This is a genomic window from Roseomonas sp. HF4 (genome assembly GCF_005222755.1).
In the GTDB taxonomy this organism is placed as follows: domain Bacteria; phylum Pseudomonadota; class Alphaproteobacteria; order Acetobacterales; family Acetobacteraceae; genus Neoroseomonas.
This window is the reverse complement of record NZ_STGD01000008.1, coordinates 197271-219527: the sequence shown is the minus strand read 5'-3', so window position 1 is coordinate 219527 and position 22257 is coordinate 197271. Positions and strand designations below refer to the sequence as shown.

24 protein-coding genes are annotated in these 22257 nt (G+C 72.6%); 6 read left to right on the top strand and 18 right to left on the bottom strand.

Going from position 1 to position 22257, the window contains the following annotated elements; genetic code table 11:
- Positions 1-59: 59 nt before the first annotated feature.
- Genes E8M80_RS14385 through E8M80_RS14365 form a run of 5 tightly spaced genes read right to left on the bottom strand, consistent with a single transcriptional unit; the run spans position 60 to position 6637 of the window.
- The gene (locus tag E8M80_RS14385; protein ID WP_137126390.1) at positions 60-2078 is read right to left on the bottom strand and encodes a hydantoinase/oxoprolinase family protein; all 2019 of its coding nucleotides are present in this window, start codon (positions 2076-2078) and stop codon (positions 60-62) included.
- A gap of 5 nt (positions 2079-2083) precedes the next feature.
- Positions 2084-2794, bottom strand: a complete 711-nt coding sequence (locus E8M80_RS14380) for an ABC transporter ATP-binding protein (protein ID WP_137126389.1) — start codon at positions 2792-2794, stop codon at positions 2084-2086.
- Complete coding sequence (locus tag E8M80_RS14375) at positions 2787-3569, bottom strand: ABC transporter ATP-binding protein (RefSeq protein ID WP_137126388.1); 783 nt, start codon at positions 3567-3569, stop codon at positions 2787-2789. The genes E8M80_RS14380 and E8M80_RS14375 overlap by 8 nt, the downstream gene beginning before the upstream one ends.
- The gene (locus E8M80_RS14370; RefSeq protein WP_137126387.1) at positions 3566-5419 is read right to left on the bottom strand and encodes an ABC transporter permease; all 1854 of its coding nucleotides are present in this window, start codon (positions 5417-5419) and stop codon (positions 3566-3568) included. Before E8M80_RS14370 ends, E8M80_RS14375 begins: the two co-directional genes overlap by 4 nt.
- Before the next feature lie 6 nt (positions 5420-5425).
- The gene (locus E8M80_RS14365) at positions 5426-6637 is read right to left on the bottom strand and encodes an ABC transporter substrate-binding protein (RefSeq protein ID WP_137126386.1); all 1212 of its coding nucleotides are present in this window, start codon (positions 6635-6637) and stop codon (positions 5426-5428) included.
- A 75-nt stretch (positions 6638-6712) separates the two neighbouring features.
- On the opposite strand from E8M80_RS14365, the gene E8M80_RS14360 reads away from it, so the two are divergent.
- The 3 genes from E8M80_RS14360 to E8M80_RS14350 all read left to right on the top strand — a co-directional run bounded on the left by E8M80_RS14360 (position 6713) and on the right by E8M80_RS14350 (position 9089).
- On the top strand, positions 6713-7291 hold the full coding sequence (locus E8M80_RS14360; protein WP_240790040.1) for a sigma-70 family RNA polymerase sigma factor: 579 nt from the start codon (positions 6713-6715) through the stop codon (positions 7289-7291).
- On the top strand, positions 7288-7965 hold the full coding sequence (locus E8M80_RS14355) for an anti-sigma factor domain-containing protein (protein ID WP_137126385.1): 678 nt from the start codon (positions 7288-7290) through the stop codon (positions 7963-7965). The genes E8M80_RS14360 and E8M80_RS14355 overlap by 4 nt, the downstream gene beginning before the upstream one ends.
- 338 nt (positions 7966-8303) lie before the next feature.
- Positions 8304-9089, top strand: coding sequence for a DUF4394 domain-containing protein (locus E8M80_RS14350; protein ID WP_170979414.1), 786 nt, complete (start codon positions 8304-8306; stop codon positions 9087-9089).
- Between the two features lie 127 nt (positions 9090-9216).
- On the opposite strand, the gene E8M80_RS14345 is transcribed toward E8M80_RS14350, so the two are convergent.
- Complete coding sequence (locus E8M80_RS14345; protein ID WP_137126383.1) at positions 9217-10101, bottom strand: S-methyl-5'-thioadenosine phosphorylase; 885 nt, start codon at positions 10099-10101, stop codon at positions 9217-9219.
- Positions 10102-10164: 63 nt separating this feature from the next.
- Between E8M80_RS14345 and E8M80_RS25985 the strand changes: the two genes are divergently transcribed.
- Entirely contained in the window at positions 10165-10338 is a 174-nt protein-coding gene (locus E8M80_RS25985; protein ID WP_170979413.1) for a hypothetical protein, read from the top strand.
- A 223-nt stretch (positions 10339-10561) separates the two neighbouring features.
- Here the strand turns inward: E8M80_RS25985 and ychF are convergent, their stop codons facing one another.
- The 4 genes from ychF to E8M80_RS14325 all read right to left on the bottom strand — a co-directional run bounded on the left by ychF (position 10562) and on the right by E8M80_RS14325 (position 13562).
- Positions 10562-11656 (bottom strand): redox-regulated ATPase YchF, encoded by a 1095-nt coding sequence (gene ychF / locus E8M80_RS14340; RefSeq protein ID WP_137126382.1) that lies wholly within the window; start codon positions 11654-11656, stop codon positions 10562-10564.
- A gap of 2 nt (positions 11657-11658) precedes the next feature.
- Complete coding sequence (locus tag E8M80_RS14335) at positions 11659-12153, bottom strand: hypothetical protein (protein ID WP_137126381.1); 495 nt, start codon at positions 12151-12153, stop codon at positions 11659-11661.
- The gene (pth, locus tag E8M80_RS14330; RefSeq protein WP_137126380.1) at positions 12153-12743 is read right to left on the bottom strand and encodes an aminoacyl-tRNA hydrolase; all 591 of its coding nucleotides are present in this window, start codon (positions 12741-12743) and stop codon (positions 12153-12155) included. Before pth ends, E8M80_RS14335 begins: the two co-directional genes overlap by 1 nt.
- Positions 12744-12890: 147 nt before the next feature.
- On the bottom strand, positions 12891-13562 hold the full coding sequence (locus tag E8M80_RS14325; protein ID WP_137126379.1) for a 50S ribosomal protein L25/general stress protein Ctc: 672 nt from the start codon (positions 13560-13562) through the stop codon (positions 12891-12893).
- A 216-nt stretch (positions 13563-13778) separates the two neighbouring features.
- Between E8M80_RS14325 and E8M80_RS14320 the strand changes: the two genes are divergently transcribed.
- Positions 13779-16565, top strand: a complete 2787-nt coding sequence (locus E8M80_RS14320) for a DUF2339 domain-containing protein (protein ID WP_137126378.1) — start codon at positions 13779-13781, stop codon at positions 16563-16565.
- Here E8M80_RS14320 and E8M80_RS14315 read toward each other — a convergent pair.
- From E8M80_RS14315 to E8M80_RS14290, 6 genes are all read right to left on the bottom strand, one after another.
- Positions 16531-17112, bottom strand: coding sequence for a histidine phosphatase family protein (locus tag E8M80_RS14315; protein ID WP_137126377.1), 582 nt, complete (start codon positions 17110-17112; stop codon positions 16531-16533). The two genes, E8M80_RS14320 and E8M80_RS14315, sit on opposite strands and share 35 nt — an antisense overlap.
- Positions 17109-17510, bottom strand: coding sequence for a RidA family protein (locus E8M80_RS25980; protein WP_170979412.1), 402 nt, complete (start codon positions 17508-17510; stop codon positions 17109-17111). Before E8M80_RS25980 ends, E8M80_RS14315 begins: the two co-directional genes overlap by 4 nt.
- On the bottom strand, positions 17507-18130 hold the full coding sequence (locus tag E8M80_RS14305; RefSeq protein ID WP_137126410.1) for a glutathione S-transferase family protein: 624 nt from the start codon (positions 18128-18130) through the stop codon (positions 17507-17509). The genes E8M80_RS25980 and E8M80_RS14305 overlap by 4 nt, the downstream gene beginning before the upstream one ends.
- A complete protein-coding gene (locus E8M80_RS14300) occupies positions 18130-18747 on the bottom strand; it encodes a glutathione S-transferase family protein (protein WP_137126375.1) in 618 nt (205 codons plus the stop codon). Before E8M80_RS14300 ends, E8M80_RS14305 begins: the two co-directional genes overlap by 1 nt.
- Before the next feature lie 78 nt (positions 18748-18825).
- Positions 18826-19428, bottom strand: coding sequence for a class I SAM-dependent methyltransferase (locus E8M80_RS14295; RefSeq protein ID WP_137126374.1), 603 nt, complete (start codon positions 19426-19428; stop codon positions 18826-18828).
- Positions 19429-19592: 164 nt separating this feature from the next.
- Positions 19593-20525, bottom strand: a complete 933-nt coding sequence (locus E8M80_RS14290; RefSeq protein WP_137126373.1) for a ribose-phosphate pyrophosphokinase — start codon at positions 20523-20525, stop codon at positions 19593-19595.
- Positions 20526-20665: 140 nt separating this feature from the next.
- Here E8M80_RS14290 and E8M80_RS14285 point away from each other — a divergent pair, with 140 nt between their 5' ends.
- Positions 20666-21097 carry a type IV secretion protein Rhs gene (locus tag E8M80_RS14285; protein ID WP_137126372.1) on the top strand — a complete coding sequence of 144 codons (432 nt, stop codon included), beginning with the start codon at positions 20666-20668 and terminating at the stop codon, positions 21095-21097.
- 9 nt (positions 21098-21106) lie between these two features.
- Here the strand turns inward: E8M80_RS14285 and E8M80_RS14280 are convergent, their stop codons facing one another.
- Positions 21107-21541: a phasin family protein gene (locus E8M80_RS14280; RefSeq protein ID WP_137126371.1), complete on the bottom strand. Its 435-nt coding sequence runs from the start codon at positions 21539-21541 to the stop codon at positions 21107-21109.
- A gap of 92 nt (positions 21542-21633) precedes the next feature.
- On the bottom strand, positions 21634-22233 hold the full coding sequence (locus tag E8M80_RS14275; RefSeq protein ID WP_137126370.1) for a TetR family transcriptional regulator: 600 nt from the start codon (positions 22231-22233) through the stop codon (positions 21634-21636).
- Positions 22234-22257 lie beyond the last annotated feature (24 nt).

Below are 22257 nucleotides of genomic sequence, written 5' to 3'. Positions count from 1 at the left end.
AAAATGACAAAGAAGGGAGGGGGCTCGGGGGAGGTTCTCCTCCCCCGACCTGTCTGTCCTCATGACCGCACCCTCAGGTTGCCGAGCGCATCCACTGTCGCGCTGCTGCCCGGTTCCAGCACGATCGTCGCATCCGCCTGCTGCAGGATGGCCGGCCCGCTCACTTCCGTGCCTTCCGCCAGCGCCTCGCGCCGCCAGACCGTCGCCTCGTGCCAGGCGCCGTCGGCGTAGAGCGGCCGCGATCCGAGCCGCGCTTTGCCGGCCTCGCCCGCGGCCAGGGCCCGCAGGTCGAAGGGCAGGCGCCGGCCGACGACGCTGGTCGCGAGGTTCACGAGAACCGCGCGGATCTCCGGCAGGCGCACCTGGAAGCGCGCGAAATAGGCGGCCTCGAAGGCGGCCTGCACCTCGGCGCGCGATGGCGTGGCGGAGGCGAGGGGTACGCGGATCAGGTGCGTCTGGCCGCGAAACTGCATCTCGGCGACGCGGTGCACCTCGATGCGCTCGACCTCGGCGCCGCCGGCCTCGACGCCGGCGCGGCCGCGCGCCTCCTGGGCGGCCAGCACGTCCGCGATCTCCTCCGCCGCGATGTCGTCGAGGCCGTGGTTCAGCGTGTTCACCACGTCCTGCCGCAGGTCGGCCACCAGGCAGCCGAGCGCGTTGGTCAGTCCGGGGCGGAAGGGGATGAAGACCTCGGGGATGCCGATCTCGCGCGCCAGCGCCACCGCATGCAGCGGCCCGGCGCCGCCGAAGGCGAACAGCGCGAAGTCGCGCGGGTCGTGCCCGCGGGAGAGCGAGACCATGCGGATGGCGCCCGCCATCAGCACGTTGGCCAGCCGGATCACGGCCTCGGCCGCCTGTTCCGGCGTCATGCCGAGCGGGTCGCCGATTTCGCGCGCGAAGGCCTCGCGGATTTCCTCGACGGAGACGCGCCGCGCCGTCGCCAGCAGCGCATCGGGATCGAGCCGCCCGAGCAGCAGGTTCGCATCCGTCACGGTCGGCCGCGTGCCGCCGCGCCCGTAGCAGATCGGCCCGGGCATGGAGCCTGCGCTTTCTGGGCCGACGCGCAGCATCCCGCCGCGGTCGATCCAGGCGATCGAGCCGCCGCCGGCGCCGACCGTGCGTACGTCGACCATCGGCAGATGGATCGGCAGGCCATAGGCGATGGAGAGCTCGGCGGAGACCTCCGGCGCGCCGCCCGCGATCAGCGCGACGTCGGTCGAGGTGCCGCCCATGTCGCAGGTGATTGCGTTGACGACGCCCGATTGCGCAAGCGTCGCTGCCGCCGCCATGACGCCCGAGGCCGGGCCGGACATCACGGTCTTGGCCGCCTCCGCCGCTACCGCGCGCGCGGGCACCGTGCCGCCATTGCCGTTCATCACCAGCAGGTCGCGCCGGTGCCCGGCCTCCGAAAGCCGGTCCTGCAGGTGGCGGATGTAGCGGTCGAGCACGGGCTGCACCGCGGCGTTCACGGATGCGGTGGTGCCACGTTCGTATTCGCGGAACTCCGACAGCAGGGCGTGGCCGAGCGTGACGTAGCCGTTGGGCCAGATGGCTCGCGCGATCTCCCCGGCGCGGAGTTCATGCGCCGGGTTGGCGTAGGCGTGCAGGAAATGGATGACGAGCGCCTCGCAGCCCGCGGCGAGCAGCGCGCGCACTTCGCGCTCGACCGCGGTCTCGTCCAGTGGGGTCACGACCCCGCCGCGCGCATCCATCCGTCCGGGCACCTCGCGCCGCCATTCGCGCGGCACCAGCGGCTCGAAGGACCCGGTCATGCCATAGGCGCGCGGGCGCGTACGGCGGCCGAGTTCCAGCACGTCCCGGAACCCCGCCGTGGTGATCAGCCCCACCTTCGCGAGCTTGCGTTCGAGCACCGCATTCGTCGTCGCCGTGGTCCCGTGCACGATCAGGTCGATCCCGGCGGGCGTGGTGCCCGCCGCCTCGATCGCAGCCAGCACGCCGCCCGCCTGGTTGACCGCCGTGGTCGGCACCTTGGCGATGCGGATCGATCCGTCGGCCTCCTGCATCACGAGGTCGGTGAAGGTGCCGCCCACGTCGATGCCGGCGATGCGTCGGGCCATGGCGGTCACACCGTCAGGTAGGCGCGGCGGACATCCTCGTCCGCCTCGAGCGCCGCGATGCTGCCCTCCCAGCGCACCGTCCCCTTCTCCAGGATCAGCGCGCGGTCCGCGACCGTCGCGGCGAAGTCGAGGTTCTGCTCGGAGACCAGCACCGAGATGCCTTCCGCCTTCATGCTCAGCACCGCCTCGGCCATCTGCTCGACGATGACGGGGGCGAGGCCCTCGGAGGGCTCGTCGAGCAGCACGGCCAGGGGGTTGCCCATCAGCGTGCGCGCGATGGTCAGCATCTGCTGTTCGCCGCCGGACATGGCGCCGGCGCGGCGGCTGCGCATCTCGGCGAGGTTCGGGAAGATCGCGAAGAGGCGTTCGGGCGTCCAGGCGCTGCCGCCGGCGCCGCCGCGGCGCCCGACCTCGAGGTTCTCCATCACCGTCAGGTCGGTGAAGATGCGCCGGTCCTCCGGCACGTAGCCGAGCCCCATGCGCGCGATGCGAAAGGATGCGAGGCCCGCGATGTCGCGGCCCGCGAAGCGGACGCTGCCCGCGCGCGGCGGCAGCAGCCCCATGATGGCCTTGAGCGTCGTGGTCTTGCCGGCGCCGTTGCGCCCCATCAGGGCCGCGACCTCCCCGCGCGCAAGGGTGAGCTCCACGCCGAACAGCACTTCGGCCGGGCCGTAGCCGGCACGCAGCCCAGCGACCTCGAGGACGCGCTCAGCCATGGGCGGCGCGCGTCGCGCGCTCGGCGGCGCGGGTGCCGGAATGGCCGAGATAGACGCGCTGCACCTCGGGGTCGGCGCGCACCTCCCCGGGGCTGCCGCGCGCGATGATCTCGCCCCGCACCAGCACCAGGATGCGGTCGGCATGGGCGAAGACCGCGTCCATGTCGTGCTCGGTGAACAGCACGCCGATCGCGCCTTCCCGCGCGATGCCGGCGACCAGCGCCATCAGCGCGGTGCGCTCGGCCGGCGCCATGCCGGCGGTGGGTTCGTCCATCAGCAGCAGGCGCGGCGCGGCGGCGAGCGCGATGGCGAGCTCGACGCGCTTGACGTCGCCATAGGCGAGCTCCCCGATCGGGCGTTCCGCCTGCGCGGCCATGCCGACGCGGTCCAGCAGCGCGCGCGCGGCATCGCGGTGCATCGCCGCCGCATCGGCCAGCAGCCGCCGCGTCTGCCCGTGGTGTGCGATCAGCGCCATCTGCACGTTGCCGATGACGGTGAAGGACAGGAAGGTCTGCGCAACCTGAAAGGTGCGCCCGACGCCGAGGCGGCAGACCGCGCGCGGCGGGACCCCCGTGATGTCCCGCCCGGCCAGCGTAACGCGCCCGGCATCCGGGCGCAGCTGCCCGCCCACCATGTTGAAGGTCGTCGACTTGCCGGCGCCGTTCGGGCCGATGATGGCCAGCATCTCCCCCGCATCGAGCGCGAAGGAGACATCCTTCGCGGCCACGACGCCGCCGAAGCGCTTGGTCAGGCCCTCGGCCGCGAGCAGCGTCATGCCGATCGCCTCCTGATGCTGGCCCAGGCGCCGGCCAGGCCGCGCGGGAACACCAGCACCATGGCGATGATCGACAGCCCCATGAACAGCCGCCAATGGTCGGTCAGCGGCAGGAAGAAGTCCTTGATGGCATGCAGCGCCGCCGCGCCCGCGATGGGCCCGAGCACCGACTGGATGCCGCCCAGCAGCAGCATGGACAGGAAATCCACGCTCATCGGGATGCCGAGCAGCGTCGGGTCGATCGATCCCTTGGAGAAGGCGTAGAGCCCGCCCGCCAGGCCGGCCGCCGTGCCGGCCAGCATGAAGCCGAGCCAGCGATGCGTGCGGACGTCGACGCCGATCGCATCCGCGCGCTGCGCCGAATCCCGCGCCGCCCGCAGCGTCGCGCCGAAGGGCGCGTGGATGACGCGGCGCAGCCCGATGATGGCAGCCAAGGTCACCGCGGCAACGAGGTAGTGATACACCTCCCGCGACGCGGCCCAGGATGACGGCCAGACGCCGACAAGGCCGTTGTCGCCGCCGGTCACCTCCACCCACTGGAACACCACGGCATAGGCGATCTGCGCGAAGGCCAGCGTCAGCATTGCGAGGTAGATGCCCGACAGCCGCACGACAAAGAAGCCGAACAGCGCCGCGAAGGCGCCGCCGGCCAGTGGCGCGGCCAGCAGCGCGGGTTCCATGGGCACGCCGAGCCGCGTCACGAGCAGCCCCGCGCCATAGGCACCTAGCCCGAAATAGGCCGCATGTCCGAACGACACGATGCCGCCATTGCCGACGAGGAAGTTCAGCGAGAAGGCGGCCAGCGCGAGGATCAGCACCTCGGTGCCGACCTTGACCGCATAGGCGTCGAGCAGCGGCAGGGCGAGCACGCCGGCCAGCCCCGCCGCCGCCAGCAACTTGCCTGCGAGGTCGAGTGGCCCCGGGTCCAGGATGCCCTCGGGCAGCACCGCGCGGCCCGCCGCCGCTTCCGGGCGGCCCAGCAGCCCCCAGGGCTTGACCACCAGCACCGCCGCCATCAGCAGGAACACCAGCACCAGCGTGATCTTGGGGAAGATCAGCACGCCGAAGGCCTGCAACTGCCCGATCAGCACCGCGGCCAGGAACGCCCCCGGGACCGATCCCATGCCGCCGATGACCGTCACGACGAAGGCTTCGGTGATGATCGACAGATCCATCTGCGGATTGGCGGAAACGCGCGGGATCTGCAGCGCGCCGCCGAGCCCCGCCAGCGCGGCGCCGAGGAACAGCGTCCCGGTGAACAGCATCGCCTGGTTGACGCCGAGCGCGCCCACCATCTCCCGGTCCTGGGTTGCCGCGCGGATCAGCACGCCGAAGCGCGTGCGGTGCATCAGCAGCCAGAGCAAGCCCAGCACGGCGGGACCCACGAAGATCAGGAACAGCTCATAGGCCGGGAAGCGCTGGTCGAAGATGTAGACCGCGTGCCGCATGCCCGGCGCGCGCGGCCCGGTGATGTCGACCGGCCCCCACACGAGCAGCACCAGGTCCTGCACGATCAGCACCACGCCGAAGGTCGCCAGCAGCTGGAACAGTTCCGGCACGCGGTAGATGCGCCGCAGCAGCAGCATCTCCATCGCCACGCCCATCGCGCCGACCGCGAGCGCCGAGACGAGCACGCCCACGAAGAACAGCCAGGGCGACCGGTCGAATTCCAGCAGCCAGGGCACCACCGTCACCGCGACATAGGCGCCCAGCATGTAGAAGGACCCATGCGCGAAGTTCACGATGCGCGTGACGCCGAACACGATGGTCAGGCCGGAGGCGATGACGAAGAGCGACGATGCGCTGGCCAGCCCCGACAGGGACTGGACCAGCAGGAAGTCCCAATCCACGAAGCGTCAGCCCGGTCGCGCGGCGCGCACCTCGGCCTCGGAGAACATGTAGTTGGCGCCGTCCGCGTAGCGGGCGTTCTTCATCGCGCCCTGGCGACCGCGCAGCGTGGTCTCGCCGACCCAGGTGCCCATGGTGCCCTGGTGGTCGAGCCCGCGCATGACAACGGGGCCCACCACGCTATCGGTGCGCAGGTCCGCCAGCGCATCCACCAGCGCCTCATTGTCCAGGGAATTGGCCTTGTTCAGCAGGCTCGCGATGACCTGGACGGTCACGTAGCCGAGCAGCGAGCCCTTGCGCGGCGTATCGTTGAAGCGCGCGCGGTAGCCATCCACGAAGGCCTGGTGGCCCGGCATGCCGGTCACCTGGTCCCAGGGATAGCCGGTGACGATCCAGCCCTCCGGCGTCTCCTCGCCGAGCGGGATCAGGTATTCCGGTTCGCCCGTCAGCAGGGAGACGACGGTGCGGCGTTCGAACAGCCCGCGCGTGTTGCCTTCCCGCACGAAGGCGGTGAGGTCGGCGCCGAACAGCACGTTGAAGATGCCGTCCGGCCGCGCCTGGCCGAGCGCGCCGACGGTCGCACCCGCATCGATGCGGCCGAGCGCCGGGAACTGCTCGGCCACGATCTCGGCGCCCGGGATGGCGGCGGGCAGCAGGCGCTTGAAGTTGGCGGCGGCCGACTGGCCGTATTCGTAGTTGGGTGCCACGATCGCCCAGCGGCGCACGTTGCGGCCGCGGATCGCGTCCACCAGCATGCGCGTCTGCATGTAGGTCGAGGGCCGCAGGCGCCAGGTGTAGCGGTTGCCCTGCGCCATGGTCAGCGCGTCGGTCAGCGGCTCGGTCGCGAGGAACAGGCGCTTGCGTTGATTCGCGAAGTCCGCCACCGCGAGTCCGATGTTCGACAGGAAGGTGCCGACCAGGAAGGACACGCCCTCCCGCGTCAGCAGTTCCTCGGCCACGCGCACCGCGTCGCCCGGCGTCGCGCCGTCGTCGCGGAAGACGAATTCGATTCGCCGCCCGCCCATCACGCCGCCGGCGGCGTTCACCGCGTCCTGTGCCTGCTGCATGGCGTTGCGGTAGGGCACGGCGAAGGCGGCCATGCGGGCGTAGGAATTCAGCTCCCCGATGCGGATGGGCGTGGGCTGCGCGAAGGCGGGCCTGGCGAGCGGGGCGAGCGCTGCGGCGCCGAGCGCCCGGCGGGAAAGCGTGAAGCGCGGCATCGGTCGGCCTCCTGTTGTCCTCGTTGCCGGGGATGATCGGGGCGCGGGCGCCGCGGTGCAATGGGTTCGTTGCGCTTGACCGCCGATGGCGCCCATGGCCTGTTCCGCGCCGGAATGACGGATGCCAGCGACCTGCCGGGCCTGCTCGCCGCCATCGCGGCCGGCGACAGGGCTGCCCTGCGCGCCGTGTACGAACGCCAGTCGGTCCGGCTGTTCGGCGTGGCGAACGCGATCCTGCGCGACCGCGACGCCGCCGCGGACGCGATCCAGGACGCTTTTCTCAAGGTCGCGCGCCGCGCGGGGCAGTTCGACCCCGCGCGCGGCAATGCCGAGGCCTGGCTGGGCGGCATCGTCCGCCATGCCGCCCTCGACATCATCCGCGCCCGCGGCCGGGAGGTGCCGACCGACGATCCCGCGTTCGGCGACCAGCCGGTGGCGCCCGAGGCCGAGGAGCGCCTGGCCGCCACCGAGGAAGGCCGCCGGCTGCAGGAATGCCTCTCGGCGCTCGAGCCCAGGAACCGCGACGGCATCGTCCTTGCTTTCGTGCACGGGCTGTCGCATCCGCAGATCGCGGACCGGCTTGGCCTGCCGCTCGGCACGGTCAAGTCCTGGATCCGGCGCGGCCTGCTGGCGCTCAGGGAGTGCCTGGCATGATCCCGACCGACCCCGACGGGCGCGACGCGCTCGCCGCCGAATACGTGCTGGGCACGCTGGACGCGCGCGCGGCGGCGGAGGTGCGGCGCGCGATGGAGACCGACGCCGCGCTGCGCGACGCCGTGCAGGGCTGGGAAATGCGGCTCGCGCCGCTGACGGTGCTGGCCCCGCCCGAGGCGCCGCCGCCCGGCCTCTGGGACCGTATCGCGACGGCGCTCGACGGCCCGCCGCGCGCGGCCGCCGCGGCGCCGCGCTTCTGGCGCATCTGGGCGCTGGGCGCGAGCGTGGCCGCCGCCGGCCTCGCGGCGCTGCTGGTGGTCCGCCCCGCGCCGGAGCCGCGTCTGATGACGGTGCTGCTGACGCAGCGCGACCAGCCCGCCTGGCTGGTCGAGGCGGAGGGCGGCGCGCTCCGCCTTGCCGCGCTGAACCCGCAGCCGGTGCCGTCCGATCGCGTCATGCAGCTGTGGGCGCTGCCGCAGGGGGCGACGGCGCCGACCTCGCTCGGCCTGATCCCGGCGCGCGATGCACGCCTGACCGTGACGCCGGCCTCCATCCGGCCGGAGCCGGGGATGCTGATCGAGATCACGCTGGAGCCGCCTGGCGGCTCGCCGACCGGACGGCCGACGGGGCCGATCCTGTTCATTGGCCGGCTGGCGCCCGCCCGCGGCGCTTAGAGCAATATCCGACCAGATGGAATCATCTGGTCGGATTTCTTGCTCTAGAAAACATAGACTCTAGAGCATCTTATGTCCGGTCGGCGGAACCGCGCAGCGGTTCCACGCGACCGGACGCTGCTCTAGGGCGTTTTCCGCGTCCCGGGAAACGGCACCGGCCCGCACCGCCACCCGGCCACCCAACGACAATATCCTGGATGGGTGGCGGTGCGGGCCGGTGCCGGTGTTGCGGAAAACGCCCCCGTCTTTTTGCTGGCGCCCTGCATCCGGCCGCGGCGCCCCTCCGTAAGGCAGTCAGCGGGGCCGGTCATGGCCCTGCCGATGCAGGAGAGACCGCCATGACGACCACCTTCCGCCTGGCCCTTGCCGCCTTTGGCATGATCACCGCCGCCGCGGGCGCGCAGGCCGCGACGCTCATTGGCCTGACCGCCGACAACGCGCTGGTCAGCATCGACAGCGAGACCCGCCGCGCCGGCGCGCCCCTGCGCGTCACCGGGGCCGACGGCCGGCTGCTCGGCATCGACCAGCGCCCGCAGGATGGCCGCCTCTATGGCGTCACCGAGCGCGGCCAGATCGTGACGATCGACCCCGCCAACGGCCGCGCGACGCAGGTGAGCCGCCTGAACGTGGACTTCGCCTCGGGCGGGCGCGCCGTCGTGGACTTCAACCCGATGGCCAATCGCCTCCGCCTGATGGGCATGAACGGCGTGAACCTGCGCGTGAACGTCGAGACCGGCATGGCCGTCACCGACGGCACGCTGAAATACGCCGCCGGCACGCCCTTCGCCGAGACCACGCCGCGCGTCGTCGCCGGCGCCTACACCAACAGCGTCGCCGGCACGCAAGCGACGGCGCTCTACACCATCGACACGCTGACGCGGAGCTTCAACCTGCAGGCGCCGCCGAACGACGGCGTGCAGCAGCCGCGCGGCCAGGTGGCGGAGACGCTGCCGCCCGGCGTCGCCTTCGACATCCTGGCGGGCGCCGATGGCGCGAATACGGGCTTCCTGCTCGTGGGCGCCACGCTGCACATGGTGAACCTCGAGACCGGTGCGCCGCGCGCGCTCGGCCAGGTCGCGGGCCTGCCCGCCACCGAGGTGATCGACATCGCCGCCATGCGGTGAGCCGCGCGCGCCCCCGGGCGGGCGCCTCTGCGCCCCGCGGCCGCCACTGCCCCAAGGCCGCCGCGCCCGACCGGGGGAAAGCGCAGGGCCCGCGCCCGCATCCTCTCCGATGCGGGCGCGGCGCCATTCAAGCGCCGAGCACGCGCCCCGCCACCACGTCGAGCTTCGCGAGCAGCGCCGGGTCGCGCTTCTCGGGCACCGTGATCAGCGCATGGTCGAGCGCGCGGTCGCAGCCGGCGGGGCACGGGCCGCGCGGCGCGCCGAGCCGCGGCACGACGGCCTTCACCAGCGCCCGCGCCCGATCGGCGTTGGAGAACAGGACCTTCACCACCTGCTCGACCGTCACGTGGTCGTGGTCCGGATGCCAGCAGTCGAAGTCGGTGACCATGGCCATGCTCGCGTAGCAGAGCTCCGCTTCGCGGGCCAACTTGGCCTCGGGCATGTTGGTCATGCCGATAACGTCGCAGCCCCATTGCCGGTAGAGCAGGCTCTCGGCCTTCGTGCTGAACTGCGGGCCTTCCATGACCAGGTATGTGCCGCCGCGCGTGTGCGGGATGCCGATCTCCCGCGCGGCGCCTTCCAGCGCGTCGGACAGGCGCGGGCAGGTCGGGTGCGCGACCGAGACGTGCGCGACGCAGCCCGGGCCGAAGAAGGATTTCTCGCGCGCGAAGGTGCGGTCGATGAACTGGTCGACGATGACGAAGTGGCCCGGCGGCAGTTCCGCCCTGAGCGACCCCACGGCCGAGAGCGAGACGAGGTCCGTGCAGCCGATCCGCTTCATGGCGTCGACATTCGCGCGGTAGTTCAGCGCCGAGGGTGGGTTCGGGTGGCCGCGCCCGTGCCGTGGCAGGAAGGCGACGCGGACGCCGGAGAGCACGCCGGTCAGGATCTCGTCCGACGGGTCGCCCCAGGGGGTCGCGACCTTCACCCAGGCGCGGTCCTCGAGCCCGTCGAGGTCGTAGACGCCCGATCCGCCGATGAAGCCGATCATGGGGGCGATGGTGTCGGGCATGGGGCTCTCCGCTGCTGCGCGGCGCCCGTTTAGCGCGCGGCGCCGCCCGTGCTAAGCGGCGGCATGACGTTCCGCGCCGCTGCCCGATTTTCGTTTCCCGTCCTGCTGCTGTCCCTGCTGCTCGCCGCCTGCGGCGAGCCTGCGCGTGAACGCGACGGCCTCGGCCCGCGCGGCACGGCGCTGCCACCGCCCGACCCGGTGACGGGAGAGGCGCGGACGGCACCGCCGGGGCGCTGAGGCGCTGTCCTGCCGCCCGGGACTGAGGCCTGCGGTCGAAGCGACGGGGGAGGGGAACCTCCCCCGCTCCCCCTCCCCTTTCTGGCGCCTGGCACCAGCCCGGGACGGTCGAGTGCCAAACGGCAAGGAAGGTTGAGGGGGGCGCGGGGGGAGAAGTTCTCTTCTCCCCCCGCCCTTCATGACCATGCGAGGCGTGGGCCCCGGTCCGCCGCAGCCGCGCGTATCACACGTTGAAGCGGAACAGCAGCACGTCGCCGTCCTTCACGACGTACTCCTTGCCTTCCACCCGCATCCTGCCGGCTTCCTTGGCGCCCTGCTCGCCGCCGAGCGCCACGTAGTCGTCATACGCGATGGTCTCGGCCGCGATGAAGCCGCGTTCGAAGTCGCCATGGATGACGCCGGCGGCGGCGGGCGCCTTCATGCCCTTCACGATGGTCCAGGCCCGCGTCTCCTTGGGCCCGACCGTGAAGTAGGTGACCAGGCCGAGCAGCGTGTAGCCGGCGCGGATGATGCGATCGAGCCCGGAATCCTCGAGCCCGAGGGAGGCCAGGAACTCCGCGCGGTCGGCTTCGGGCATCTGGCTGATCTCGGCCTCGATGGCCGCCGAGACCACCACGGCCTGCGCCCCTTCCGCGCGCGCCTTGGCGAACACGCGCTCGGACTGCGCGTTGCCGGTGGCCGCGCTCGCCTCCTCGACATTCGCGACATAGAGCACGGGCTTCGTGGTCATGAGCTGCAGGCGCGATGCCGCGGCTTCCTCCCCCTTCGGCACCGCGGTGCGCGCGGGGCGGCCCGCTTCCAGCGCCGCCTTGATGGGGTCGATCAGCGCCATCTGCGCGACGGCTTCCTTGTCCCCGCCACGCGCGCGCTTCACCAGGCCAAGCGCCCGCTTCTCGAGGCTGTCGAGGTCGGCCAGCATGAGCTCCGTCTCGACCGTCTCGGCGTCGCGGATCGGGTCAACGCTGCCTTCCACATGCGTGACGTCGCCGTCCTCGAAGCAGCGCAGCACGTGGACGATCGCGTCCACCTCCCGGATATTCGCCAGGAACTGGTTGCCGAGGCCCTCCCCCTTGGACGCGCCGCGCACCAGGCCCGCGATGTCCACGAACTCCAGGCTGGTCGGGATGATCTTCTGCGACTTGCCGATCCGCGACAGCGCTTCGAGCCGCGGGTCGGGCACGGCGACGCGCCCGACATTCGGCTCGATGGTGCAGAACGGGTAGTTCGCCGCCTGCGCCGCGGCGGTCTGCGTCAGCGCGTTGAACAGGGTGGACTTGCCCACATTCGGCAGGCCCACGATGCCGCAGTTGAACCCCATGCTCATCCCCCCTTGGCCGGGCCGGCCAGGGCGGCCTTGGCCCAGGCGGCTGCGAATTCCTCGGCGAAGGTCTCGGCGATCGTCGCCGCCGCGATGCGCGCCGCGCCGTCATCCGTGACGGGCGCCAGCGCCGCGGCGCGCAGGTGCCCCACGATCTCGCCGATCGAGAGCGAGCCGCGCGGCAGCCGCCCGACCGTCTCGTGCGCCGCCTGCACCGGATCGCCGGTGAAGCGCAGCAATTGCCGCGCGGCCAGCAGCAGCGCGCCGGACAGCGCCGCCGCTTCCCGCGTGCCCTCGCGCATCACGCGCCGGTCCTCGGCCTCGGGCGAAAAGCCGTCGATCAGGAACAGGTCCAGCGTCTCGCGCAGGCCGGCGGCGGCCCGCGCCAGGCTCTCGGCCTCCCGCACCAGGGCGGAGGCGAGGACGCCCGTCCCGTTCGCGAGATCCTGCGGGCCGGGGCCCGTGAAGGCGCCGGCCATGGGGTCCTCGTCTTCCATCACCCCTCCTGCGTCAGCAGCGCGACGCGCGTCATGAACTCCTCGGGCCGCCCCTCTGCGAGCAGCGGCGCGCCATCGGCCACGGCGTCGAGCAGCCGCGCGACCCACGCCTGGTCCTGCTTCGCGAAATTGCCGAGCACGTGGCCCGTCACCGCATCCTTGTGGCCCGGGTGGCCGATGCCCAGGCGCACGCGCCAGAACTCGGCGCTGCCGAAGGCGCGGCGCATGTCGCGCAGTCCGTTGTGGCCGGCCACGCCGCCGCCCTGCTTCACCCGCACCTTGCCCGGCGCGAGGTCGAGCTCGTCATGAAAGGCGGTGATGGCGCCGACCGGGATCTTGAGGAAGGCGGCGGCCTGCTGCACGGAATCGCCGCTCGCGTTCATGTAGGTCATGGGCTTGAGCGCGAAGACGCGGCGCCCGGCGATGGTGCCGTCGCAGGCTTCGCCCTTGAAGCGCTTGCGCCAGGGGGAGAAGCGGTGCCGGCGCGCGATCTCGTCCACCGCCATGAAGCCGATGTTGTGCCGCTGGCGCGCGTGATCGGACCCCGGATTGCCGAGGCCGACCCAGAGCAGCGGTCCATCGTCGTGCATGGGCATGGGCAATGGCGGGGGGAGAAGGGAACTTCTCCCCCCGGACCCCCCTCAACCTTCTCTGTCACTTGGCGCCCTACCACCCAGGCTCGGCGGCAAATGCCAAGGAAGGGAGGGGGCGCGGGGGAGGTTCCCCTCCCCCCCCGCTCACTTCTTCTTCTTCGCCGGCGCGGGCGCCGCGGAGCCGGCCGGCGCCTTCTGCTTCGTCGCCTCGACCGGACCCGGGGCCGCGGCCACGGGCTCTTCCTCGATCACGGTCGGCGCGGCGATCGAGGCGACCATGAAGTCGCGCCCCGTGATCGCCGGCTTCGTGCCGAAGGTGTCCTTCACGGCGGACCAGCGCAGGCCGTCGCCGATCTCGGCGGCAGCGAGGTCGATCTCGAAGGATTCCGGCACGTTCTCCGGATCGGCCATCACCTCGATCTCGCGGCGAACGACGTTGAGCACGCCGCCGGCCTTGATCCCCGGGCAGGTGTCCTCGTTCAGGAACGTGACGGCGACCTTCAGTCGGATGCGGGCACCCGGCGCCAGGCGCTGGAAGTCCACATGGATCGGGCGGTCGGTCACGGGGTGGAACTGCACGTCGCGCATCAGGCAGCGCTCGGCGGTGTCGCCGATCGCCACCTCATAGAGGTGCGACTGCCAGCCGCCCTTGTGCAGTTCCTTCATCACCAAGCGCGGGTCGAGGGCGAGCAGCGTCGCATCCTTCTTCGCGCCGTAGATGACAGCGGGGACGAGCCCCTGACGCCGGGTTGCGCGGGCTGCCCCCTTACCTGCCTGCTCGCGCGCCGCGGCCTCGATCCGAATGGTCTGGACCATGGTCGTGCTCCTTAAGATGTGTTGCCTGCCGCCCGGGGCCGCGGTGCGGCGGGCCGGAACGACAAGCGCCGGCCTCCAGGGGTGCCGGCGCGCGGGCGTTCTAGGCGATGGGGGGTGGCGGCGCAAGCGCGGCCGGGCGAAACGCTTCATGGGCTTGGCGTGCCCGGTGCGGCGTTGCCTTGACGCGACGCGGCGGCCGCGCCTGAGGTGGCTCGCATGGAAAGCCTTTTCCTTCTGGCCGGCCTGATCGCGCTGCTGATCCTGGCGGGATCGGTGCTCGGCATCGCCGGTTTCGCGCGGGCCGGCGCGGCACGGCGCGACGCCGAGGCCTTGCGCGCGGATGTCGCGCGGCTGCGGGGCGAGGTCGCGGGCATGGCGGCGGCCCTGGTGATGGCCGGGTTCCGGCCGCCGGAGGACGCGCGCGCCGCGCCCGCGGCAATGCCATCGGATGCCGCCGCGGCACCGGCCCCGCCCGACACCGCGGGGCCCGAGACCCAGGCCGCCGCGTCGCCGCAGCCCGAGCCGCCCATCGCCCCCGCACAGCCTGAGGCTGCCGCCGCGCCGCCGCCGCCCTGGGCCGGCCCGGCCGCGCACGGCCCGCGCAACGGTCCGGTCGCGCCCCGCCCCGGCCCGAGCCTCGAGGAACTGATCACCCAGCGCTGGGGTGTCTGGCTCGGTGCCGGCGCGCTGCTGCTGGCGGCGGTCTTCCTGGTGCGCTTCGCGGTCGAGGAAGGCTGGCTCGGCCCCGCGGCACGCTGCGCCCTGGCGGCGGCGCTCGGCTTTGCGCTCATCCTCGCCGGCGAATGGCTCGCGCGCCGGCCGACGCCGGCGGGCGGCGTGCGCGCCCTGCCGGATTACGGGCCGCCGGCGCTGGCCGCGGGCGGCGTCGCGGCGCTGTTCGGCGCCGCCTATGCCGCTACCGCGATGTATGCGCTGCTGCCGCCGCTGCCCGGGTTCCTGGCCATGGCGGCCGCGGGCGGGGCCGGGTTGCTGCTGTCGCTCCGGCGCGGGCCGCTGGTCGGCGCCGTGGGCCTTGCCGCCGCCTTCGTTTCGCCCGCCCTGGTTGAGACGCAGGACCCGTCCCTGCCGGGCCTCTTTGCCTACCTGTTGGTAGCGACCGTCGCGGCGATGATGGTGGTGCGCGCCACCGCCTGGGGCTGGCTCGGCTGGTGCGCGGCGGCGGGCGGCGCGGTCTGGGTGCTGGCGGGCAGCATCATGGCGCGTGGCCTCGACCTCTGGGCGCCGGCCGTGTTCGTGGTGCTGGCCGCCGCCGCGTTCCTGTTCCTGCTGCCGAAGCCCGCGCTCGGCACCGCGCTCGGGCGGCGGCTCGCGCATGTGCCGCCGGTGCTGCTGGGCCTGGCGCTCCTGCCGGTCGCGGTCGGCGGGCCGGACCTGGCGCCGGCGGCGGGCGTGCTGCTGCTCTCCCCGGTCGCGGTGGCGGCGGGGTTGCGGCACCCTGCGCTCGCGCGGCTGCCGTGGTTCCTCGCGGGCGTCGGCCTGCTGCTGCTGCTGGTCTGGAACGTGCCGACCTGGTCGCCGCTGGACGAGGACATCACGATCGAGGGCGCGGTGCAGTCGATCATCCCGGGCGGGCTGGTGCCGGGGGTTCTGTGGCGCTTCCTGGTGGCGGCGCTGCTGTTCGCCGCGCTGCACCTCGCGGCGGGGCTGGCGCTGGAGGCGCGCCACGGCCTGGCCTGGGCCGGGCTGGCGGCGGCGGTGCCGGTGCTGACGCTGCTCGTGGCCTATGCGCGGGTGCGCGGACTTGCCACCGATCCGTCCTGGGCGCTGGCCGCCTGCGGCGTCGCGGCCATCCATGTCGGCGCGGCGGCGCGCGGCATGCGGGCGGGCAGCGAGGGCCGCGCGGGGCTGCACGCAGCCGGCGCCACCGCCGCGCTGGCGCTCGGCGTCGCGATAGTGCTGCGGGAACAGTGGCTCACGCTCGGCGTCGCGCTGTTCCTGCCGCCGCTCGCGATGATCGCGCGGCGCACGGGGCTCGATCCGCTGCGGCGCGTCGCCTTCGCCGTCGCGGTCCTCGTGCTGGTGCGGCTCGCGCTGAACCGCTTCGTGCTCGGCTACGACTGGGGTTCGATGCCGGTTCTCAATGGGCTGCTGCTGGCCTATGGCGTGCCGGCGCTCTGCTTCGCGTGGGCGGCGCGGGAATTCCTGCGCATGCGGGATGGCATGGTGGTGCGGCTGCTCGAATGCGGCGCGGCGCTGTTCGCGGTGCTGCTGGTGCTGCTCGAGATCCGCCACGCCGTGCATCTCGGCGCGCCGCGGCCGGAGGGCATGGCGCCGCATTCGCTGGCGCTTGCAAGGTGGGAATTCGTCGAGGCCGCCTGGCAGGCGAGCGCGCTGTTCGCCGCTGCCTGGGCGGCGCTCCTGCTGCATCGGCGGGGCGGGCGGGTCGCCATGCTCTGGTCCGCGCGCGCGGCGGGCGCGGCGGGCCTGCTGCTCGGCGGCATCCTGCTGCTGCACAACCCCTGGACGGCCGGCGAGCCCGTGGGCGGCCTGCCCCTGCTGAACGCGCTGGCGGCGGCCTATGCGCTGCCCGCGCTGCTGGTGGCGCTTGCGCTGGCGCGTGCGCCGGAGGTGCAGGCACCGCGCGGCCTGCCGCAGGCGCTCGGCCTCTATGCGCTGGCCGCCGCCTTCGCCTGGGTGACGCTCGAGGTGCGCCGCGCCTTCCACGCCGGGAAGATCGGCACCGCGCGGATCGGGGAGGCGGAGATGTACGCCTATTCCGGCGCCTGGCTGCTGCTGGGAGCGCTGCTGCTCGCGATCGGCATCCGCAGCGGACGGAAGGAGATCCGCCTCGCCGCGCTGGCCGTCATCGCGCTGGTTACGCTGAAGGTGTTCCTCGTGGACATGGACGCGCTGGTCGGGCTCTGGCGCGTGCTGTCCTTCCTGGGGCTGGGCCTGGCGTTGATCGCGCTCGGCGCCATCTACCGCCGCTTCGTGGTGGTGCCGCCCGCTACGCCGGCAGCGGCGGCAGCGCCACCGGGCTGACATCCCAGGCGCCGCCGCCCGCGGGCGGCGTGCAGAGCGTCGGCAGCGCGTTCGGCGTGCGGACATTGGGCTCGTGGCCGAGCGCGAGCCGCAGCGCGCGGAACAGCGCGCCATGCGCGACCACCAGCACGGGGCCGGGGAGCGCCGTCGCGCGGTTCACGGCCGCGACGCCGCGCGCCAGCAGCCCCGCGAAGGTCTCGCCGCCGGCCGGCGTGTAGCGTCCTTCGATCCAGTCGTCGTACCAGTCGCCCATGGGCTGGCCTTCCTGTTCGCCGAAGGCGACTTCCTGCAGGTCGGCGTCGGTCGCGACGGGCAGGGAGAGCATCTCCGCCACCGCCTCGGCGGTGCGCAGCGCGCGCTCGAGCGGGGAGGCGACGATGGTCGCGATGCCGCGCCCGCGCATGGCCTCGGCCGCGCGGGCGGCCTGCATCACGCCGATGGCGTTGAGCGGGATGTCGGTGCGGCCCTGGCTCAGGCCCTGGGCGTTCCAGTCCGTCTCGCCGTGGCGGAGGAACCAGAAGGGGATGGGGTTGAGCGCGGGCGTCATGGCGTGTCCTCGGAGCCGGCAAGGGCGATGCAGGCGAAGGCGACCTTCGCCTCGGTCGGCACGCCGAAGCGCGCGGTGTGGCGCGCCGGCAGGCCGGCCGGGAAGTGCTGCACGTATTCGGCGTTGCATTCGGCGTAGTCGGCCGGGTCGGTGATGAGCATCGTGACCTGCACCGCGCGGTCGAGCGATGTGCCGGCGTCCTGCAGGATTGCGGCGACCATCGCCAGCGCCTGGCGCGTCTGCTCGGCCGCCGTCGCGCCGCGCAGGACGCCGCGCGCCGGGTCGTGCGGCGCCGAATGGCCGGAGACGAACACCAGCCCCCCGGCCCGTGTCGCGCGGCTGAACGGCCGCGCCTCGCCCGGCGCCGGGTGGCCGATGATGTCGAAGGGTGCGGTCAAGCCGCCAGCCCCTCCTGCGCGAGGGTGCGCTGCACGGCCGGGCGCGCCAGCATCGCCTTGAGATGCGCGTCGAGGTGCGGCGGCAGCGTCATGCCCGACCGCCGCGTCGCCCAGTACTCGACGAAGAACAGCGCGGCGTCCGCCACCGAATAGCCCGAGGGCAGCACCCAGGTTCCGTCGGTCCAGGTGGCCTGCAGGACGTCGAAGTACTTCTTCGCGAGCGTCTTGCCCTGCTCGACCACCTTGGGGAGGTCCTCCTCCCGCGGGGTGAAGTTGGCCGCGCGGAACTGCCGCGTGAAGCCCTGCGGATGGACGGTGCCGCAGACGTAGTCCAGCATCTCGGCGCAGCGCGTCTCGCCCTCGAGGTCCTTGGGCACCAGGCCGGCCTCCGGGTTCGCGCGGCCGAGCCACATCGCGATGACCGGGAATTCCGTCAGCAGCGAGCCGTCGTCCCGCAGCAGCGCCGGCACCTTCGACTTCGGGTTGACCGCGACGTAGTCGGGCTTGTGCTGCGCGCCGTCCTTGAGCGCGACCAGGCCGAGCTCGTAGGGCTTGCCCAGTTCCTCGAGGATGACGTGGATGCCGACGCTGCAGGCGCCCGGGGAATAGAACAGCTTCATCACGCGAGGCCCTCCGCCGCGAGTGTCCGTTGCACGGCCGGCCGCGCCTTCATGCGCGCGTAATGCGCGCCGACATTGCCGGGCAGGTCCTTCTGGAGGCGGGCGTTCCACCAGAAGGAGACATAGAACAGCGCCGAATCGGCGAAGGAATAGGTGCCCGCGAGCCAATCGCGGCCGTCCAGAGCGCGGTCCATCAGCGCGAGGCCCTTGCCGAAGATCTCCTCCCCGCGCGCCTTGACGGCGGCGTGGTCGGCTTCGGTCGGCGCGAAATTCGCGGGGCGGAAGATGCGCGAGAAGCCCTGCATGTGCATGGTCGCGACGCAGTAGTCGGTCGCTTCCAGCGCGCGCGCCTGCGCGTCCATGCCGGACGGCATCAGCCCCGCGGTCGGGAAGCGCGACGCCAGCCAGAAGGCGATGGCCGGGTATTCGGTCAGCACCGAGCCGTCGTCACGCTCGAGCGTCGGCACCTTCGACTTCGGGTTCACCCCGGTGAAGTCCGGCTTGAACTGCGCGCCCTCCCGGAGGTTGACCAGCACGGCCTCATACGGCGCGCCGGTCTCCTCGAGCAGCACATGGATGCCGACCGAGCAGGCGCCCGGCGCGTAGTACAGCTTCATGGAGCGTCGTCCTTCCGGAATGCCGCCGGGGCGGCCCGGGCGGAAGATCGGCCGCGCGGGCCGGCTTGGCAAGCGCGCTCAGCGATGCCGCGCCAGCCAGACGGTGTGGCCGCCGGCGGCCGGATCCTCGGCCTTGTGGTCGAGCACGGCGAAGCCGGCGGTGCTGAGGAGCGCCCGGTATTCCGCGGCATCGAGGCTGGCATGGAACAGCGCCTCCCCACCGTAGCGGCCGATCGCCACGCCATGCGCGGGGCCGGAGGTGAACATCAGCGCGGCACCCGGCGCCGCATGGGCGGCGAAGCGCCCGAACATGGCGCGCTGGTCGTCGTGGCCGAGGTGGAAGAAGCTGTCCCAGGCGAGCAGCCCGTCGAAGCGCGCGCCGAGCGCCATCCGGCGCATGTCGCCCTCGATCCAGGACGCACCCGGCAGGCGCCCACGCGCCAGGGCAAGCAGCGGCGGTGAGGAATCCAGCCCCGTGACGGCGAAACCCGCCGCCACGAGGGTGGCGGCGATCGGTGCGCCCGAGCCGCAGCCGATGTCGAGCACCGTCCCGCCCGGCCGCAGCAGTGCCATGAACCGTTCGAGCCAGGCCGCCTCGGCGCCCGGCGCGGTGCCGCGATCCGCCGCCCAGGCCAGCCCGTGCCGTCGATAGAGCCCGATCACCCCGGCTGCAGGATCCATCCGCCCCCCGCACAGCCCCCCCACCGCCGCGAACACCTTGCGGCCCGATGCCCCGTATCGGGCCGGGAGCGCGAAGCGCGACCGCGCCCAGCCCGGCCTCATCCGCCGGCGAGCCAGCGCGCGGCGCGCAAGCCAAGCCGCCGGACGGCGGCGGCGCCTGAGGCTTAGTTGAACAGCGAGCTCACCGAGCTTTCCTCGCTGATCCGCTTCATGGCCTCGGCCAGCAGCGGCGCGATGGTCAGCTGGCGGATGTTGCGCGACACGCGCACCGCCTCGGTCGCCTGGATGCTGTCGGTCACGGTCATCATCTCGATCGGCGCCGCGCCGATGCGCGCCACAGCGCCGCCCGAGAAGACGCCGTGCGTGACATAGACGCCCACCGACTGCGCGCCGTCCTTCAGCAGCGCCGCGGCGGCGTTGCAAAGCGTGCCGCCGGAATCGACGATGTCGTCCACCAGCAGGCAGTGCCGGCCCTCGACCTCGCCGATCACGTTCATCACTTCCGACACGCCGGCGCGCGGGCGCCGTTTGTCGATGATGGCGAGGTCGACGCCGAGCCTGGCCGCGATGGCGCGCGCGCGCACCACGCCGCCGACATCGGGCGAGACGATCATCAGTTCCCGCCCCGCATAGCGTTCCTGGATGTCGCGCGAGAACAGCGGCGCAGCGAACAGGTTGTCCACCGGGATGTCGAAGAAGCCCTGGATCTGCGCCGCGTGCAGGTCCATCGTCAGCACCCGGTCGGCGCCGGCCTCGGTGATCAGGTTCGCGACCAGCTTGGCGCTGATCGGCGTGCGGCTGCCCGACTTCCGGTCCTGCCGCGCATAGCCGAAATAGGGGATCACCGCGGTGATGCGCCGCGCGCTTGCGCGGCGGAGCGCGTCCAGCGTGATCAGCAGCTCCATCAGGTTGTCGTTCGCCGGGTAGCTCGTGGACTGCACCACGAACACGTCCTCGCCGCGCACGTTCTCATGGATCTCGACGAAGATCTCGAGGTCCGCGAAGCGGCGGACGGAAGCGTTGGTCAGCGGCAATCCGCAGGCGGCGGCCACGGCCTCGGCGAGCGGCCGGTTGCTGTTGCAGGCGACGATTTTCATGGCCGGGGGGGCTCCGGGCGCCGCTGGGCGGAGGTGGCGTGGGACGCCGGGGTCGTAGCAACGCGGGGGGGCGCTGTAAATCAGGCGCCACTGATCCGCCATGCTTCCCGCCGATCCTCCGCGCGGAAGGGGACCGCCTGATGACCCGCCTGCCGATCCTGGCGCTGTTCCCGACCTTGCTTCTGCCGGCCGCTGGCGGCGCGCAGACCATGCGCCAGTACGACTCGGCGGGCCGCTCGGTCGGGCGGACCGAAGGCGGCGCGACGCAACGGCACTACGACGCCGCGGGCCGCGGGATCGGCCGGTCCGAGACGCGTGGCGACACCACCCGCCATTACGATTCGAGCGGCCGCGGCGCCGGGCGGAGCGAGCGCAGCGGCGACGCCGTGCGCCACTACGATTCGGCGGGGCGTTCGGTCGGCCGCACCGAATGGAACGGCAACACCGCACGGCTTTACGATTCCGCAGGCCGCGGCACAGGTCGGATCGAGCGCAGCGGCGATGGCTGGCGGCGCTACGATGGCTCCGGCCGGATGATCGGCCGGGGCACCGGCGCGCCGCCGCAGCGCTGACCCGCCGCGCTACTTCGCGACGAGCTTCTTCACTTCCTCCATCGCCTCGGCGAAGCGTGTGTTGAGCAGCGAGATCGCCTCGCTGTTCGACCGCTGGATGAGGTCGGCCAGTTCCTGCATGTTCGCCACCGCCTTCTCGTAGGTGGACTTGGCGAGCTCGGCCTGCTTCGCCGCCTTGTCTTGCGGCGCCTCGGCCGAGGCCATGGCCTTCATCGCCTCGGTCATCTCGGCGACCGAGGCCTGCATGATCTCCATGTGCCGGCGCGCCACGGCCTGCGCGCCTTCCAGGGCGACGCGGTTGGCGGCCGAGAAGGCCTCGATGTTGCGCCTCTGGGCGGCGGCCAGCGCCTCCATGTCCGGCATCGCCGGCGCGTTGGGCATCTTGAAGTCCGCCAGCATCTTGAAAATGTCCATGTCGGGCTTGAAGCCGAAGCGGTCAGACATCGCGAAACTCCCCGTGTTTGCCACCGGAGCCTAGAGCAGAGCGGCGCCCGGTGTAATCGGGAATGATGCGGCGCACGCAGGGGTCGCGCAGGTCATCCGGCCGTCGGCTCGGGTGCCGCGTCATCGGGCAGCAGGCGGAACGATCGCGCGATCTGCTCCGCCCGGTCCAGCACGCGGTCGAGTGCGGCCATGGTGGTGCCGAGGTCCTCGCTCTCGTCCTCGGCCCAGGCACGCACGGCGGCGAGCCAGACGCCCACCAGCCCGAGCGCCAGCAGGCGCCGCCGGCAGCCATCGCCGCCGATCTCCGCCGCATCGAGCATCCAGCGCATCGAGATCGACAATTGCGGGCCGAGCAGCACGGCCAGGCTCGGGTCGCGGCGCATGTCGCGCAGCAGGCGCAGGATGCCCTCCCGGTGCGGCTGCATGGCGTCCAGCCGGCGCATCAGCACGTCGAACAGTCGGTCCCGCGCCAGGCCGCCCTGGCCGGCCACGGTGCCGGCGAGCACCGCGTGATCGATGCGGCGCCCGTGCAGGACCAGCGCATCGATGCGGCTCGGGAAACGGTCGCGCAGCGTGGCCAGCGGCACGGCCGCCTCGGCGGCCAGCCGGGCCATGGTCAGCCCGGGCCAGCCATGGGCCGCGATCACGCGCCACAGCGCGGCAACGAGGGCGTCGTCGTCGGTCTCGGTCATCGCGCCATCATATGGGGCCTTCCC

Excerpts from the sequence above, each read along its gene's own strand:
- E8M80_RS14290 (WP_137126373.1), bottom strand. The coding sequence starts at position 20,525 with ATGAAAATCGTCGCCTGCAACAGCAACCGGCCGCTCGCCGAGGCCGTG.
- E8M80_RS14315 (WP_137126377.1), bottom strand. The coding sequence starts at position 17,112 with ATGACGCCCGCGCTCAACCCCATCCCCTTCTGGTTCCTCCGCCACGGC.
- pth (WP_137126380.1), bottom strand. The coding sequence starts at position 12,743 with ATGCACGACGATGGACCGCTGCTCTGGGTCGGCCTCGGCAATCCGGGG.
- E8M80_RS14385 (WP_137126390.1), bottom strand. The coding sequence starts at position 2,078 with ATGGCCCGACGCATCGCCGGCATCGACGTGGGCGGCACCTTCACCGAC.
- E8M80_RS14275 (WP_137126370.1), bottom strand. The coding sequence starts at position 22,233 with ATGACCGAGACCGACGACGACGCCCTCGTTGCCGCGCTGTGGCGCGTG.
- E8M80_RS25985 (WP_170979413.1), top strand. The coding sequence starts at position 10,165 with ATGACGTTCCGCGCCGCTGCCCGATTTTCGTTTCCCGTCCTGCTGCTG.
- E8M80_RS14335 (WP_137126381.1), bottom strand. The coding sequence starts at position 12,153 with ATGGAAGACGAGGACCCCATGGCCGGCGCCTTCACGGGCCCCGGCCCG.
- E8M80_RS14295 (WP_137126374.1), bottom strand. The coding sequence starts at position 19,428 with ATGGATCCTGCAGCCGGGGTGATCGGGCTCTATCGACGGCACGGGCTG.
- E8M80_RS14355 (WP_137126385.1), top strand. The coding sequence starts at position 7,288 with ATGATCCCGACCGACCCCGACGGGCGCGACGCGCTCGCCGCCGAATAC.
- E8M80_RS14320 (WP_137126378.1), top strand. The coding sequence starts at position 13,779 with ATGGAAAGCCTTTTCCTTCTGGCCGGCCTGATCGCGCTGCTGATCCTG.
- E8M80_RS14305 (WP_137126410.1), bottom strand. The coding sequence starts at position 18,130 with ATGAAGCTGTTCTATTCCCCGGGCGCCTGCAGCGTCGGCATCCACGTC.
- E8M80_RS14325 (WP_137126379.1), bottom strand. The coding sequence starts at position 13,562 with ATGGTCCAGACCATTCGGATCGAGGCCGCGGCGCGCGAGCAGGCAGGT.
- E8M80_RS14280 (WP_137126371.1), bottom strand. The coding sequence starts at position 21,541 with ATGTCTGACCGCTTCGGCTTCAAGCCCGACATGGACATTTTCAAGATG.
- E8M80_RS14345 (WP_137126383.1), bottom strand. The coding sequence starts at position 10,101 with ATGCCCGACACCATCGCCCCCATGATCGGCTTCATCGGCGGATCGGGC.
- E8M80_RS14375 (WP_137126388.1), bottom strand. The coding sequence starts at position 3,569 with ATGACGCTGCTCGCGGCCGAGGGCCTGACCAAGCGCTTCGGCGGCGTC.
- E8M80_RS14300 (WP_137126375.1), bottom strand. The coding sequence starts at position 18,747 with ATGAAGCTGTACTACGCGCCGGGCGCCTGCTCGGTCGGCATCCATGTG.
- E8M80_RS14380 (WP_137126389.1), bottom strand. The coding sequence starts at position 2,794 with ATGGCTGAGCGCGTCCTCGAGGTCGCTGGGCTGCGTGCCGGCTACGGC.
- E8M80_RS14365 (WP_137126386.1), bottom strand. The coding sequence starts at position 6,637 with ATGCCGCGCTTCACGCTTTCCCGCCGGGCGCTCGGCGCCGCAGCGCTC.
- E8M80_RS14285 (WP_137126372.1), top strand. The coding sequence starts at position 20,666 with ATGACCCGCCTGCCGATCCTGGCGCTGTTCCCGACCTTGCTTCTGCCG.
- E8M80_RS14350 (WP_170979414.1), top strand. The coding sequence starts at position 8,304 with ATGACGACCACCTTCCGCCTGGCCCTTGCCGCCTTTGGCATGATCACC.
- ychF (WP_137126382.1), bottom strand. The coding sequence starts at position 11,656 with ATGGGGTTCAACTGCGGCATCGTGGGCCTGCCGAATGTGGGCAAGTCC.